Annotated in this window: 12 protein-coding genes; 1 reads left to right on the forward strand and 11 read right to left on the reverse strand. The window is 56.3% G+C overall.

The genetic code is table 11. From position 1 onward, the window contains the following. Positions 1–7: 7 nt before the first annotated feature. The 3 genes from QZL71_RS01525 to QZL71_RS01535 are packed head-to-tail and all read right to left on the reverse strand — an operon-like array spanning position 8 to position 3,570. Positions 8–2,299: a xanthine dehydrogenase family protein molybdopterin-binding subunit gene (locus tag QZL71_RS01525; RefSeq protein ID WP_223387689.1), complete on the reverse strand. Its 2,292-nt coding sequence runs from the start codon at positions 2,297–2,299 to the stop codon at positions 8–10. After that, positions 2,296–2,766 (reverse strand): (2Fe-2S)-binding protein, encoded by a 471-nt coding sequence (locus QZL71_RS01530; RefSeq protein WP_005942122.1) that lies wholly within the window; start codon positions 2,764–2,766, stop codon positions 2,296–2,298. The genes QZL71_RS01525 and QZL71_RS01530 overlap by 4 nt, the downstream gene beginning before the upstream one ends. Continuing rightward, on the reverse strand, positions 2,767–3,570 hold the full coding sequence (locus QZL71_RS01535; RefSeq protein WP_005942124.1) for an FAD binding domain-containing protein: 804 nt from the start codon (positions 3,568–3,570) through the stop codon (positions 2,767–2,769). A 99-nt stretch (positions 3,571–3,669) separates the two neighbouring features. On the opposite strand from QZL71_RS01535, the gene QZL71_RS01540 reads away from it, so the two are divergent. After that, entirely contained in the window at positions 3,670–4,329 is a 660-nt protein-coding gene (locus QZL71_RS01540) for a nucleotidyltransferase family protein (RefSeq protein ID WP_005942125.1), read from the forward strand. Positions 4,330–4,332: 3 nt separating this feature from the next. On the opposite strand, the gene QZL71_RS01545 is transcribed toward QZL71_RS01540, so the two are convergent. From QZL71_RS01545 to scfA, 8 genes are all read right to left on the reverse strand, one after another. Further along, the gene (locus QZL71_RS01545) at positions 4,333–5,682 is read right to left on the reverse strand and encodes a uracil-xanthine permease family protein (protein ID WP_044953729.1); all 1,350 of its coding nucleotides are present in this window, start codon (positions 5,680–5,682) and stop codon (positions 4,333–4,335) included. 299 nt (positions 5,683–5,981) lie between these two features. Continuing rightward, a complete protein-coding gene (locus tag QZL71_RS01550) occupies positions 5,982–6,824 on the reverse strand; it encodes an SDR family oxidoreductase (protein WP_294647457.1) in 843 nt (280 codons plus the stop codon). Positions 6,825–6,892: 68 nt separating this feature from the next. Next, positions 6,893–7,198 carry an AzlD domain-containing protein gene (locus tag QZL71_RS01555; protein WP_005942135.1) on the reverse strand — a complete coding sequence of 102 codons (306 nt, stop codon included), beginning with the start codon at positions 7,196–7,198 and terminating at the stop codon, positions 6,893–6,895. After that, positions 7,188–7,973: an AzlC family ABC transporter permease gene (locus QZL71_RS01560; RefSeq protein ID WP_005942142.1), complete on the reverse strand. Its 786-nt coding sequence runs from the start codon at positions 7,971–7,973 to the stop codon at positions 7,188–7,190. The genes QZL71_RS01555 and QZL71_RS01560 overlap by 11 nt, the downstream gene beginning before the upstream one ends. Before the next feature lie 138 nt (positions 7,974–8,111). Further along, positions 8,112–9,632 carry a DUF3794 and LysM peptidoglycan-binding domain-containing protein gene (locus QZL71_RS01565; protein ID WP_005942145.1) on the reverse strand — a complete coding sequence of 507 codons (1,521 nt, stop codon included), beginning with the start codon at positions 9,630–9,632 and terminating at the stop codon, positions 8,112–8,114. Between the two features lie 118 nt (positions 9,633–9,750). Then, positions 9,751–11,172 (reverse strand): Orn/Lys/Arg family decarboxylase, encoded by a 1,422-nt coding sequence (locus tag QZL71_RS01570; RefSeq protein WP_294647458.1) that lies wholly within the window; start codon positions 11,170–11,172, stop codon positions 9,751–9,753. Beyond that, on the reverse strand, positions 11,169–12,620 hold the full coding sequence (scfB, locus tag QZL71_RS01575; RefSeq protein WP_173015222.1) for a thioether cross-link-forming SCIFF peptide maturase: 1,452 nt from the start codon (positions 12,618–12,620) through the stop codon (positions 11,169–11,171). Before scfB ends, QZL71_RS01570 begins: the two co-directional genes overlap by 4 nt. 65 nt (positions 12,621–12,685) lie before the next feature. Beyond that, positions 12,686–12,832 carry a six-cysteine ranthipeptide SCIFF gene (scfA, locus tag QZL71_RS01580; protein ID WP_005926683.1) on the reverse strand — a complete coding sequence of 49 codons (147 nt, stop codon included), beginning with the start codon at positions 12,830–12,832 and terminating at the stop codon, positions 12,686–12,688. Between the last annotated feature and the right edge of the window lie 113 nt (positions 12,833–12,945).

The following is a 12,945-nucleotide window of genomic DNA, read 5'->3' on the forward strand; positions in this document are numbered from 1 at the left end:
TCGTCGATCATTTCTGCTTTTCTGCAACTGCCATGGCGATTTTTTCCGGTGTGATGGGCAGCTCATAGAACCGGGTGCCAATGGCATTGTAGATCGCATCGGAAATGGCAGGCAGCGGTGTATTGATGACGACCTCGCCGATGGACTTTGCGCCAAAGGGTCCGTTGGGTTCATAGCTGCTCTCGAATTCAACCTTGATCTTGCCCACATCGGTGCGGGCCGGAATTTTGTACTGGAACAGAGAGTTCTCTTCCGGGTAGCCATTTTTATCGTAGGTGATGTTTTCGGTCAGAGTCATGCCGATGCCCTGCAGCAGACCGCCCTCAGCCTGCACACGGGTCAGGTTCGGGTTGATGGGCGTGCCGCAGTCCACACAGGCATCAAACTCCAGCAGCTTTACCTCGCCGGTCTCAGTATCCACTTCCACCTCAGCAGCACCAACCATGAACGGCGGCGGCGACAAAGGCGAAGTATGCGTTTCGGTGGCTTCCAGCGGAACCATGTGGCCGAACTGAGAAGCATACGCGATCTCGCTCAGAGACTTTTTCTGTGTGGGATCTTTGCTCTTGAAAACATCTTTTCCATCAAATTCCACCTCGTCCTCGGTGCATTCCAGCAGCTCTGCGCCCAGCTTGCAGATCTGGCCGCGCAGCTTCATGGCACACTTTTCGGTGGCCTTTCCGGTAACGTAAGTGGTACTGGACGCATAGGAGCCGGAGTCATAGGGCGAGGTATCCGTATCAGCTCCGAAGACCGTGATATTGTCCAGCGGGCAGTCCAGCACTTCGGCGGCGATCTGCGCCAGTGTAGTGTCACAGCCGGTGCCCATGTCGGCCGCACCGATCATCAGGGTGTAGAAGCCGTCGTCATTCAGTTTCAGGGTGGCACTGCCCACATCCATGCCGGAAATGCCGGAGCCCTGCATCGCCATGCCCATACCGACAGCGCGCACCTTGCTGTTGCCCATATCACGGGCAGGGTATTTGTGCTCCCAGTCGATCATATCCCGCACCTTGACAAGGCAGCGGTCCAGCGCGCAGCTGGTGTTGACAGCCCCATAGTAGGCGGGCATCACATCGCCCTCCTGTACGGTGTTTTTCAGCCGCAGCTCAAAGGGGTCCATATTCAGCTTATGAGCCAGTTCATTGACAGCAGATTCTACGGCAAACAGTCCCTGCGTTGCGCCGTAACCGCGGTAAGCACCGGCAGACATGTGGTTCGTATACACCACATCACTGATAAAACGGAAGGCTTCTGCCTTGCCGTACAGCGGGATGGACTTGTGACCGGAAAGGCCCACGGTCGTAGGGCCATGCTCACCGTAAGCACCGGTATTGGAAAGGGTGTACAGATCAATGCCCTTCACAACGCCGTCCTTCGTGGCACCCAGCCGCACATGGATCTCCATTTCGTGACGTGGCGAGGATGCGATCTGGCTTTCCACACGACTGAAAATGATCTTGGAGGGCTTTTTGGTCTTCCAAGTCACAAAAGCCGGATATACCTCACTGACCGCCGTCTGCTTGGCACCAAATCCGCCGCCGATGCGGGGCTTTGCCACGCGCACCATGGATTTGGGAATATGCAGTGCGTTCGCAATATTGCGCCGTGCATGGAACACGATCTGCGTGGAGCTGAGCACATTCAGCCGCCCATAGGTATCAATGGAGCAGTAGGTGCGGAAGGTCTCCATCATGGCCTGCTGGCAGGCCTTGGTGTGGTAAATGTGGTCAATGACTACATCGCTGGCCGCAAGCACTGCGTCGATGTCACCGGCTCCGCATTCATCATGGGCGCAGAGGTTGCGTTTGTTGTCGGCTCCCACCGGGCACAGACTGGCCCAGTTGTCCTCCGGATGCACCAGAATTGGGTTGTCCTTGGCAGTGTGATAGTCCAGCACTGCTTCCAAAACCTCATATTCCACCTTGATGAGCTTGAGAGCCTTATCCACGCACTTTTCGTCTTTACCGGCCACAATGGCCACCACATCGCCCACAAAGCGCACATGGCGGTCAATGAGCAGGCGGTCACGCGGACTGGCTTCCGGATAGGTCTGGCCAGCCTGCGTGTAGCGCGGCGCATCCTGCGGCACATCCTCCCATGTAAAGATTGCCTCGATGCCGGGCACCTTTTTTGCTACAGCCGTATTGATAGTTTTGACGATGGCATTTGCGTGCGGAGAGCGCAGCAGCTTTACGATCAGGCAGTCCTGCGGGATCACATCGTCCATATAGACGGGCTGGCCGGTGACCAGCTGCATGGCATCCTTTTTACGGAAAGGCTTGTTGATGGTACTCATTCTGCGGCCTCCTTCTGCTTTTTCCATGCCAGAAAGTTCATGATGCCGCGCAGCTGGCCCTCATAGCCAGAGCAGCGGCAGAGGTTGCCGGAGAGATATTCCTTCACTTCTTCCTCACTGGGGTACGGATTCTCGCGGAAGAGGGCCAGCGCGTTCATGATAAAGCCCGGGTTGCAGAAGCCACACTGCTCTGCACCCTGATCCGCGATAAAGCCGCCGAACTCCGCGGCTTCTTCCTGCAGGCCTTCCAGTGTGGTAATGCTGTGGCCGCTGGCACGCGCTGCCAGTACCGAGCAGGACAGCACCGGTTTCTCGTCCAGAAACACCGTGCACAGACCGCAGTTGGAGGTCTCACAGCCGCGCTTGACGCTCTTGCAGCCGTGGGCACGTACAAAATCGATCAGCAGCATATCTGCAGCCACATCCTCTGTGACCTTGATGCCGTTCAATGTAAGAGTGATCTGCATTTAATTTTCCTCCTGTGCCGTGCGTGCTTCCAGTTCCAGAACAGCACGCTTTGTCAGAACGCCTGCCAGATGGCGGCGGTACTCGGCATTGCCGCGCATATTGGAGCCAGTGACAATTTTTTGCTTTACTTCATCGGCAAAGTTCTGCGCCAGTTCCTGCGCAGAAACACCCGCCTTTGCCGGCAGCTCAAACAGCACAGCCTTGAGCGGCCGCGCACCGATCGCAATGCGATAGCTGCCGTTTTCCAGACGGGCGGCAGCGCAGGTAAGCACCGGGATATCAGTCTGGCTGTTGCGCACGGACTGATAGAAAAATTCTGCTTCTTCCTTTTTAACGATCAGCCGCACAAGGATGTCCCGGTCATAGGGACGCTCGGCGTACTCCCGCAGAGACACGATGCCGCCCTTGTACAGCTCTACCGAACAGTCCATGGCCATAAACAGCGTGAGCACATCGGAAAAGCCGAACCGGCTGTAGATGCTGCCACCCACAGTTGCCAGATTGCGCAGCTGCACGCCCACGATATGCCGCAGCGCTTCCTTTACCGCGCCATGGGTATACGCAGCAAGACCGGCGTGCTCTTCCAGCTGGCGCAGTGTAACCATGGCACCAATGGAAAAGCTGCCCTCGGTCTCCTCTATGGTGTCCAGTCCCAGACCGGACAGGTCGATGGCTGTACCGACATTGATGTTCTCCATTTTGAGCCAGATCATGCCGCCCAGCACACGGTTGGCCTTTTTCTGGTTCAGCTGCCACGCTTCTTCCAGACTTTCGGCCTGCTTATATTCTCGGATCGTCATCATAGATGCAGGTTCCTCTCTCTTTTTTTCTCTGTTCTTTTATTTTAACACAGATTTCGATATAATACTATTGTGAATTCGTTTCAGAAAGAGTGGTACTATATGAAAGAACTTCTTCCGGTGGGCTGTGTCATCATGGCATCCGGTCTGAGCCAGCGCTTCGGCTCCAACAAACTCCTTGCGCCGTTCTGCGGGGAACCGATGCTATGCCGCGCATTTGCGGCGACCGATACTCCAAAGCTTTCGGCCCGCATCGTGGTGACACGTTCGGACGAAGTTGCGCAGCTTTGCCGCTCCCGCAATGTTCCGGTGCTGCTGCACGATCTGCCCGGTCGAAACGATACGGTGAGGCTGGGACTTTCCGCGCTGCTGGAACAGGTTCCGGAGCTTTTTGGCTGCATGTTCCTGCCGGGAGACCAACCGCTTTTGTGCCGCGAGACAGTGGAAGCCATGGCAGGCATCTCCGGATGGGATCAAAGAACTCGGCTGGAACGGCAAAAAGAAACAGAACGGGAGATCTTCCGTCTGGGATTCCGGGTCCGTAACGACCCGTCTCCCCTTACTGGAAGTCCCGTTCTGTTTGAAAAAGGACTTTTTCAGGAACTGCTCACCTTGCCGCAGGGCATGGGCGGAAGTGTTCTGCTTCGGAAATATCCCGCGCATGTTCACACCGTTTACATTGCGGATCGGAATGAATTGGCCGACGCCGACACGCCCGAAGCACTGGCGCAATTGGAAGCGCTGGCCCGGCAAAAGCTTTGAGCTTTATACTGCCTTGTCATCCTTCGGCAGCAGCACATTCAGCAGGATCGCCACGAACGCAGCCGGAACGATGCCGGACTCGCCGCAGATCAGCTGTAAAGCGTGCGGAGCCTGTGCCAGAATGCCGCTGTTGGCACCCATGCCGTAGCCAACACCCAGAGCCACCGAGACGATGGTAAGCTGACGCGGGGTCATCTTTTCCTTGGTGATGAGCTGGATGCCGCTGACCACGATGGAAGAGAACATCATAACGGCAGCACCGCCCAGAACGGCCTGCGGCATAATGGAGATCAGTGCGCCGAGCTTGGGGATCAGGCCGCACAGGATCAGGAAGATGGCACCGGAGGCCAGAGCCATGCGGTTGACCACTTTGGTCATGGCCACCAGACCCACGTTCTGGCTGAAGGAAGTGTTGGGCAGTACACCGAACAGAGCCGCAAAGGAGGAGCCCAGACCGTCACAGATCACACCGCCGGACAGCTCTTTATCGGTGGGTTCACGATTCATGCCGCCCTCCATGACACCGGAGATATCACCCACGGTCTCAACAGCGGTAACAACGAACATGATCATCACCGGCATAATAGCGCGCATATCAAACACGATCTTGACCGGCATCAGCTTGGGAATGGCAAACCAAGAGGCCTGTGCCACCTTATTCCAGTTGAGCACCCATGCCTTGGTAAACTCTACACCATCGGCAGTGACACCGGTGGTGGGCAGCACCAGACCCATGACAAAGGCCGCAACGTAACCGGCCAGAATGCCGATCAGGATCGCGGAAGAGCTGAGGAAGCCCGTGGTCCAGTGCTTGAAGATCAGAATGACCACCAATACGAACAGGGCAAGCAGAAGATTTTCCATGGAGCCAAAGTCTTTTGCGCTGTTGCCGCCGCCAAAGGAATTGATGCCCACCGAGATCAGCGAAAGACCGATGGAAAGTACAACCGTACCGGTGACGACCGGCGGGAAAAACTTGCGCAGAGGCTTGAGGAAGAAGCCCAGCACGCTTTCAAAGATGCCGCCGATGATGGATGCACCCATAATGGCACCATAGGCCAGCACACCGCCGCCCATGCTGCCGACAACACTGTTGAACACGCCGATAAAACCGGAACTGGTGCCCATGATGATGGGCACACTGCCGCCCACGGGGCCGATGGTGAACAGCTGCACCAGTGTGACCACACCGGCCACGAACATGGCACTCTGCAGCAGCGTGACCTGCAGATCTGCGAACTCACCACCCGCAATGCCGCAGGCACTGGTGATGATCAGCAGCGGGGTCAGGTTGCCCACAAACATGGCGCAGACATGCTGCAGACCCAGCGGGATCGCCTGTTTCAGGGACATTTTTGCGTCGAACTGATACGCCGACTCTTCGAGCTTGACTTCCTTCAAATGTTCCACTCTCCTCAAATCTTGACAAAAATCATTCTTTTCGACTGCTTTACCAAAAAAGCGGATTTATTATAGCAAAACTGCGTATCCTTGTAAATTAAGTATGACTTTTTCGTGAACGGCTGTTTCCCGCTGAGAAACACAAAAAGCAGGGCGCTTTGTGCGTTTTTTCCGCTTTGGTCGGAAGAATTTCGCGCAGAACTCCTGCTTTTTTGTTTTGTTTTATTTGATTTTTGTGCGATATGGAAATTTTACAGCGTTCTCAGCCCGTAATCTTTTAAACAGCGCTGGATGCCCTGATGAGTGGTGTCGAACCGGATGCCGAAGCGTTCCAGTTTTGTGGTGTCCATCACAAGGTTCCGACCCCAGCTTTCTTCCTCGATCTGCACAGCGATTCCCAGCGTTTCGGCAAACTGCCGGGCTGTGCATACCATGTTTTCGGCATTGCCGCTGCCAAAATTGTATACTCCGCCTGGCAGCGCCATGGCGGGCTCCAGATTTTCGATCACCTGCCGCACATAGGTCACGCCGCGGTGGTCGTTCCGGGAGAAGCGCAGAGCCTTTCCCTTCAGCGCGGCACGCAGAAGATTCAGCGGAAGATTGCCCCGGATGGGCAGCCCATAGCCGGGCAGGTCATACATCCAACTGGCACGCAGATGGACCGAGTCCGGGCAGAGCTCCAGCACACGCTGCTCTGCTTCCAGCTTGTATTGGCCGTAAATGTTTGCGGGATGCAGGGCCAGTGTTTCCGGCAGCGGCCCCTGCTGCTGCACACCAGCATAGACCTGATCCGAGCTGAATGCCACCAGCTTTGCCTTCGTCTGCTGCGCAGCCCGTGCCAGCCAGACTGGCAGCTCCACATTGGCACGGTAAGCTTCTGCCGGATGCTGCGCACAGTAACTGGTATCGGAAAGAGCGGCGGTGTGCAGGATCACATCCGGATGCAAAGCTTCCACCTGTGCACGGGTGAGAGCTTCATCGGCTGTACAGAAAAAGCCTTTTGGAAGGGCGCAAAGCTCGTACTTTCCCTGCCACTGCTGCAAAATGCGGGAGCCGACAAAGCCGCCTGCACCGGTGATAAGAATTTTTTTCATGATAATTTCCTCCTGTAGGGCAATGAAAAAGTGCCCAGCAGCATGACAGCCTGCCGGGCACAAAAATTTTAAAGGAACAGTTCCAGCACGAACACGACGGCACAGCAGGCCACAGATACCTGAAACAGGCTTGCGCCGAACCAAGCAGCTGCAATGCCTACCACCAGCGCCATGGCACCGGCAGCCGGGCTCTGGGTCGCGTTGACAATGGCCGGGAAGGTCATGACCGCCAGCGTCACATAGGGCACATAATACAGAAACGACTGAATGAAGCGATTTTTGATGGGCTTGCGGATCAGTGTGAGCGGAAGGATGCGGATGGCATAGGATACCAGCGCCATCACTGCAATGTAAATGTAATGATTATGCGTCATGCTCTGCCTCCTGCTCTTCTGGATTTACCGGAAAAAGAACTGCTGCAGCGCTGGAAATGAGCACTGTGAGCAAAATGGTGCGCGTGCCCTCCGAAAGAGCGGAGATACCCGGCAGGTAATTGCACACAAAGCTCAGTGCAAAGCTGATGGCAACAAGTGCAGCTACCACCCTGCTCTTACGCGCCGGAGGAATGATGATGGCAAGGAACATGCCGTAAAGGGCAACGCTCAGCGCACTGACAGCCCGCAGCGGCAGCAGATTGCCCGCAATGATGCCCAACGCTGTACCGATGGCCCAAGCCGGTGCCGCCAGCAGAATGGCACCGTAGGTATAATATGGGTTCAGGCTGCCGGGCCGTGCAATGGTGATGCCAAAAAGCTCGTCTGTCACATCATAACCGATGAGCAGCCTGTGCCAGAAAGGTGTGCCCGGCGCAAAGCGCTGGGCCAGTGCGCAGCTCATGAGCAGATAGCGCGCATTGGCGATCAGTGTGATGATGGCCACTTCCAGATAGGTCGCATTGGCCATGATGATGGCAAATGCAGCGTATTCGCCTGCCGAAGCGTTGTTCAGTAGGCTGACCAGAAAGCCCTGAAACGGGGTAAAACCTGCCCGGCGGGCCGCAATGCCCAGCGAGAAGGAAACAGCAAAATAGCCCAGCGCAATGGGAACGCCATCCCGCATGCCCTCACAGAAAATCTTTTTGCTGAAAGCCCAAACCGGCCTTTCTGCATTGACAAGCTCCGGGGCAAGGAGCTTACTTTTGGAATTCATCTTTGTTTTTTACTCCTTTCCTATTTCAAACACCGCTTTTTATTATACTCTCACGCACACAGAGAAGAAAGGGCTTTTTCACTTTCTTTTCGGCACAAAAGGAAAACGCCGCCTGAAAAGGCAGCGTTCTTCGTTGATTTATGCACCCGGCACCAGAAAATGCATCGCCTGCGGCAGGACCTGCGTACCGGCTTCCAGCCCATTTGCCGTCAGGATCTGTGCCGGTGACACATGGAACCGTCTGGCAATGCCGAACAACTCCTCCCCTGCCTGTGCATAGTAGATGCGCAGTGCGATCTCCGGGTCCGGAGTCGTCAGCGGTTCGCCCAGCTCAATGCTGCCGATGCCCGAATGTGTGCTCCGGCAGAGGATGGCTCCTTCGGCACGGGCGGTGACCGTCACTTCCAATGTGCCGCCAGTGCAGCTGCACTGGATGTTCTCGGTGCTCAGCCAGCATTCCGGGCTGAACTGTGCACCCGGCGGGGCTTCTACTGCAAGCGGAAAGACAAGCTCCAGTGTTTTTTCGTAGCTTTCCAGCTCGGCAAGACTGTTCTCGGCAAAGGCTGTGGCAACGGCACGCACCGTAAAGGCCCAGCCGTCGCGGTAAGGTGTTACCTGCGCCGGTCCATAAGACACAAAGCAGGCGCGCAGCTGAGCATCCGCATCTGGAAGCGGCCCGGAGGCCGTGGAAGATGCTGTCTCGTTCAGCATACAGGCAAGATCTTCTGCTGCCAATTCCTGCGGCGTGACGGCGGTTTCAAACTGCGTAGAAAAGGCATCCGCTACGTATTGCAGCTGGCAGGGCCGCCATGCGTGCAGATGCATCATCACGCTGGCTGTCAGTTGGCCGCTGGCTTCCTGTTCGCCCTCCGCAAGGGCAAAGCCAACCGGCTCCAGCACGCACATGCATCTGCAGTCCTCTGCTACGCCTTCCAGATCCACCACCTGATTGAACGGCAGGGATGCCGCCTGACTTTGCAGGCTGCTTTCACCTTCCGCGCGCCAGGCGCATTGGGCACGTACCTCGCCCTTGACCACTGCCTTGCCCGCCAGCAGCTTTACCTCCCGCACGGCGGCGCTGCCGGTAATATCCAGAATGGCTGCGGGCGGCTTTGCAAACACAAGCTCCCCTTCCACAGTAACCAGCTTTTCCAGCACCGCGGTGCTGCGCACGCCGTTCAGCGTCTGCAATTTCTGTTCAATGCCGCCATCGGCCAGCGCCGTGATCAGTTCCTGTTTATCCTGTGTATGGATAGTAACCACAAGACCATAGGCTCCGCGCACCTCGATGCGGTGCGGGTTTACTGCCCGGCAGTTGAGGTATTCGGTCTGCCCTTCTACCATAGCCATCCAGCTGGTGAAGGAGAATTCCGGCACCTCCAGCTGCTTTGTAAACGGCAGCTTCTGCTCAGTCTGGCAAAGCCCGGCCCCGTCCTCGCCCTGATAAAACACAGTGCAGCGCAGATAGCCTTCCAATGTAAGCCGCCCGGGCTGCAGCTGCTTTTGCAGCACCACCGGTTTTGCAAAGCATTTGACCAGCTTGAACACCGGCGGAAGATAATCTGAAATCAGGATCTCGGTTTCCAGCGGAAGTTCTGCCTTGACGGTGCAGCTCGTGCCTGCCTGCGGCAGCGTATCCCGAAAGATCTTCAGTTCCATGCAGTGTGCTCCTTTCCCTGTCCGTCTCTACTGGAAAGGTATGCACATGCTTTGCAGGATATGCGCGCAAAAAAGGCACCGTGCAAAACGCACGATGCCTTTGGGCCTTTTGAAACAATCAGATCGTTTTGCGCAGGACAGCCGTCTGCATTACATGGTATTTCTGCATCAGCCGGACGGCAGCCGATGTGATCTTCTCGCCGCTGACCACAATGGGGATCGCAGGCGGGCAGGAAACCGTCGGCATAGCGCAGATACGCCCCACCGCCTGCTCTGTGGGCACCTGCTCCTGCGGGGCAAACACGGCCTGCCGGATGCTGCAGCAGGTGTGCAATTCGTGTTCCAGCTCCAAAAGCTCACGATCGTTTTTTTCCGGGAGCGGGAACGGTCCTGTAAGGTTTTCCACAATGTGGAGAACGGCAGAAGTCAGCCGTTCAAAGTCCTGCGGCGGATTTGCCGGGGTGAACATCAGCACAACATAGCGCGGGTCGGCATATTCGCACTCGACCTTTGCGCAGCGCAGCGCTTCTGCAAGCTCTGTGCCGGTCATGCCCAGTGTAGCAGCATCCAGCGTGACCTTGAGAGGCTCGCTTTCTAGTGCCAGCGGCCCCGGGCAGTGTTTTGCCGCAGCGGCTTCGTTCAGCTCCCGGCGCAGGCGGGTCAAATATCCGCAGCACTGCAAAAGCCGCAGCGGATAACCCTCCGACAGAACCTGATTGCATTTGTCCAGCGACTGCAAGATCAGGTAAGACGGACTGGTGGAACCAAACAATGCCAGTGCATTGCGCACAGCGGCTTCGTCCTGAATGGGGGCATTTTTGCCCAGATGCAGGTATGCACCGCCAGTGACAACGGGCAGCGTTTTATGGCCGGAGTCGCAGCACATGGCCGCGCCCAGCGCAATAGGATGCTGACCGCCCTGCGGCAGAAAACGCAGGTATGCACCGTGGGCATTATCCACCAGAAGCGGAACGCCAAAATCCTTGCACACTTCGGCCAGCGCTGCAATATCCTGCACGCCGCCCAGATAATCCGGACTGGTGATATAGACGCCAAAGGGCCTTTTGCCCTGCTGTGCCAACCCCTGCAGAGCACCTGTCAGCTTTGCAGCTGACACCGGGCAGCTGCAAAGTGCACCGGCATCCTGCGGCGCAGGCCAGAGCCACTGGATATCAAAATCCAGCAGCGCCGCCGCATACAACAGCGCTTTGTGAGCGTTGCGCGCTGCCAGCAGGACCGGGCGCTGTCCGGCTGCGGGCGCAGCCTGCAGTGCAAGGCACAGCATTGCACGGATGCACTGGGACGAGCCTTCTGTACTATAGTAAGTATGTGCTGTGCCAAACAGCCGGGTAGCGTTGGCTTCGCTCTGGGCAATGATGCCGTCAGCCCCATACAGTTCATCCGCACCCTTTATTTCGGTAATGTCCCACGGCTCAAAGCCCAAAAGGCTCTGGCCCTTGTGGCCGGGCATATGCAGCCGCGAGGTGCCGGACTGTGCGTAACGGCGCACAAAATCCACAATAGGCGTGGTCGTGCTCATTCGCAGGCTTCGCCATCAGCACAGGCGTTACAGGTAGAACCAAGCTCAATAGGCACCTCGATGCCCTTGGCGGCAAGTTCCTGATTCTCAGCGACCTTGATCATGATAGCGCATTCCATTCGCTTTTTGAACAGCTCGCAGCCGTACTCATACACACCGGTAATGTTGCCGGTAGCGTGGTAGGAGTTTGCTGCACAGCCGCCGGAGCAGTACAGCTTTGCCCAGCAGTTCTGGCACTCCTTGCGGGCATAGGCGTTGCAGTGCTTGAACTCATCGCGCACGGCAGTGTTCGTAACGCCCTTCCAGATATCGCCCATCAGGTACTTGGGGTCGCCCACAAACTGGTGGCAGGGGTACAGATCACCCCAAGGAGTAACAGCCATGTACTCCGTGCCGGAGCCACAGCCGGAAATGCGCTTGTAGATGCAGGGGCCGCCGGTGAGGTCGATCATGTAGTGGTAGAAGGTAAAGCCGCGGCCCTCGCGGTTGCGCTTGATCATTTCCTTGGCAAGGATCTCGTACTGTTCCTTCAGGATGGGCAGATCTTCCTCGGTCAGGGCACTGGGGTCGCCAGGCTTAGACACCACAGGCTCCATGCTCAGCTCAGTAAAGCCGAGGTCGGCCATGTGGAAGATATCGTTGGTGAAGTCGGTGTTGTAGTGGGTGTAGGTGCCGCGCATGTAGTAGTTCTTGTCGCCGCGCTTCTTCACGAACTCCTGGAACTTGGGCACGATGGTATCGTAGCTGCCATGGCCTGCATAGTCCTTGCGGAAGCGGTCGTTGACCTCTTTGCGGCCATCCAGACTCAGAACGACGTTGTGGCACTCCTTGTTGCAGAAATCGATCACATCGTCATCGATCAGCATACCGTTGGTGGTCATGGTAAAGCGGAAGTTCTTGTTGTGGATCTTCTCCTGCTCACGGCAGTAGGCCACCAGCTTTTTGACCATGTCAAAATTCATCAGCGGTTCGCCGCCAAAGAAGTCCACCTCAAGGTTGCGGCGGGTGCCGGAGTTTTCGATCAGGAAGTCCATGGCACGCTTGCCCACTTCAAAGCTCATCAGCGCACGGTCGCCCTGATAGCGGCCCTGCGAAGCAAAGCAGTAGGAGCAGTTCAGGTTGCAGGTGTGTGCAACATGCAGGCACAAGGCCTTGACCACGGTGTTGCGGTTTTTAAAGTCGAAAGCCATATTCTCATAGGTATCCGGGGTCCACAGCTTGCCTGCTTCCTTCAGGCTGGTCACATCATCGATGCACTGACGCAGATCTTCCTCCGTGACATCCTCGCGGTCTCCATACTTTGCCATCATAGCCGAAACGATCTCGTCAGCAGTATGCTCCGGGTACATGGCAATGATATCGTATGCAACATCGTCCACCACATGCACCGAGCCGCTGCAGGTGTCCAGCACGATGTTATAGCCGTTCAATTGATACTGGTGTACCATTTTACTCTCCATTCCAATTATACAAAAAAATGCCGCCCGGCAAAGGCGGCAGGGGGTTGCAAAAATTACTTGTTGCTGTTCTCGCACTGCTGGTTAGCCACGCCGCAGGAGGTCTTGCAAGCGGACTGGCAGGAAGTCTGGCACTCGCCGCAGCCGCCGGTCTTAACGCTCTTGGTCAGGTCACGAGTAGCAATGGTCTTAATACGTTCCATAATAGAAAACCTCTCTAACTCTCAAAATTTCATCGCGCCGGACAAAGCCCAGTACGCATTTATCTTTGCTTATGATAACACGCAAGGGGCTTTCTGTCAAGATTTTTATGCTG

The sequence above is a fragment of the uncultured Faecalibacterium sp. genome, from assembly GCF_900066275.1.
GTDB classification, from domain to species: domain Bacteria; phylum Bacillota; class Clostridia; order Oscillospirales; family Ruminococcaceae; genus Faecalibacterium; species Faecalibacterium taiwanense.

Bases quoted from the DNA above. Each gene is read 5' to 3' on its own strand.
- QZL71_RS01555 (WP_005942135.1), bottom strand. From the start codon at position 7,198: ATGACGCATAATCATTACATTTACATTGCAGTGATGGCGCTGGTATCC.
- scfA (WP_005926683.1), bottom strand. From the start codon at position 12,832: ATGGAACGTATTAAGACCATTGCTACTCGTGACCTGACCAAGAGCGTT.
- QZL71_RS01560 (WP_005942142.1), bottom strand. From the start codon at position 7,973: ATGAATTCCAAAAGTAAGCTCCTTGCCCCGGAGCTTGTCAATGCAGAA.
- scfB (WP_173015222.1), bottom strand. From the start codon at position 12,620: ATGGTACACCAGTATCAATTGAACGGCTATAACATCGTGCTGGACACC.
- QZL71_RS01540 (WP_005942125.1), top strand. From the start codon at position 3,670: ATGAAAGAACTTCTTCCGGTGGGCTGTGTCATCATGGCATCCGGTCTG.
- QZL71_RS01535 (WP_005942124.1), bottom strand. From the start codon at position 3,570: ATGATGACGATCCGAGAATATAAGCAGGCCGAAAGTCTGGAAGAAGCG.
- QZL71_RS01530 (WP_005942122.1), bottom strand. From the start codon at position 2,766: ATGCAGATCACTCTTACATTGAACGGCATCAAGGTCACAGAGGATGTG.
- QZL71_RS01525 (WP_223387689.1), bottom strand. From the start codon at position 2,299: ATGAGTACCATCAACAAGCCTTTCCGTAAAAAGGATGCCATGCAGCTG.
- QZL71_RS01550 (WP_294647457.1), bottom strand. From the start codon at position 6,824: ATGAAAAAAATTCTTATCACCGGTGCAGGCGGCTTTGTCGGCTCCCGC.
- QZL71_RS01570 (WP_294647458.1), bottom strand. From the start codon at position 11,172: ATGAGCACGACCACGCCTATTGTGGATTTTGTGCGCCGTTACGCACAG.
- QZL71_RS01545 (WP_044953729.1), bottom strand. From the start codon at position 5,682: ATGTCCCTGAAACAGGCGATCCCGCTGGGTCTGCAGCATGTCTGCGCC.
- QZL71_RS01565 (WP_005942145.1), bottom strand. From the start codon at position 9,632: ATGGAACTGAAGATCTTTCGGGATACGCTGCCGCAGGCAGGCACGAGC.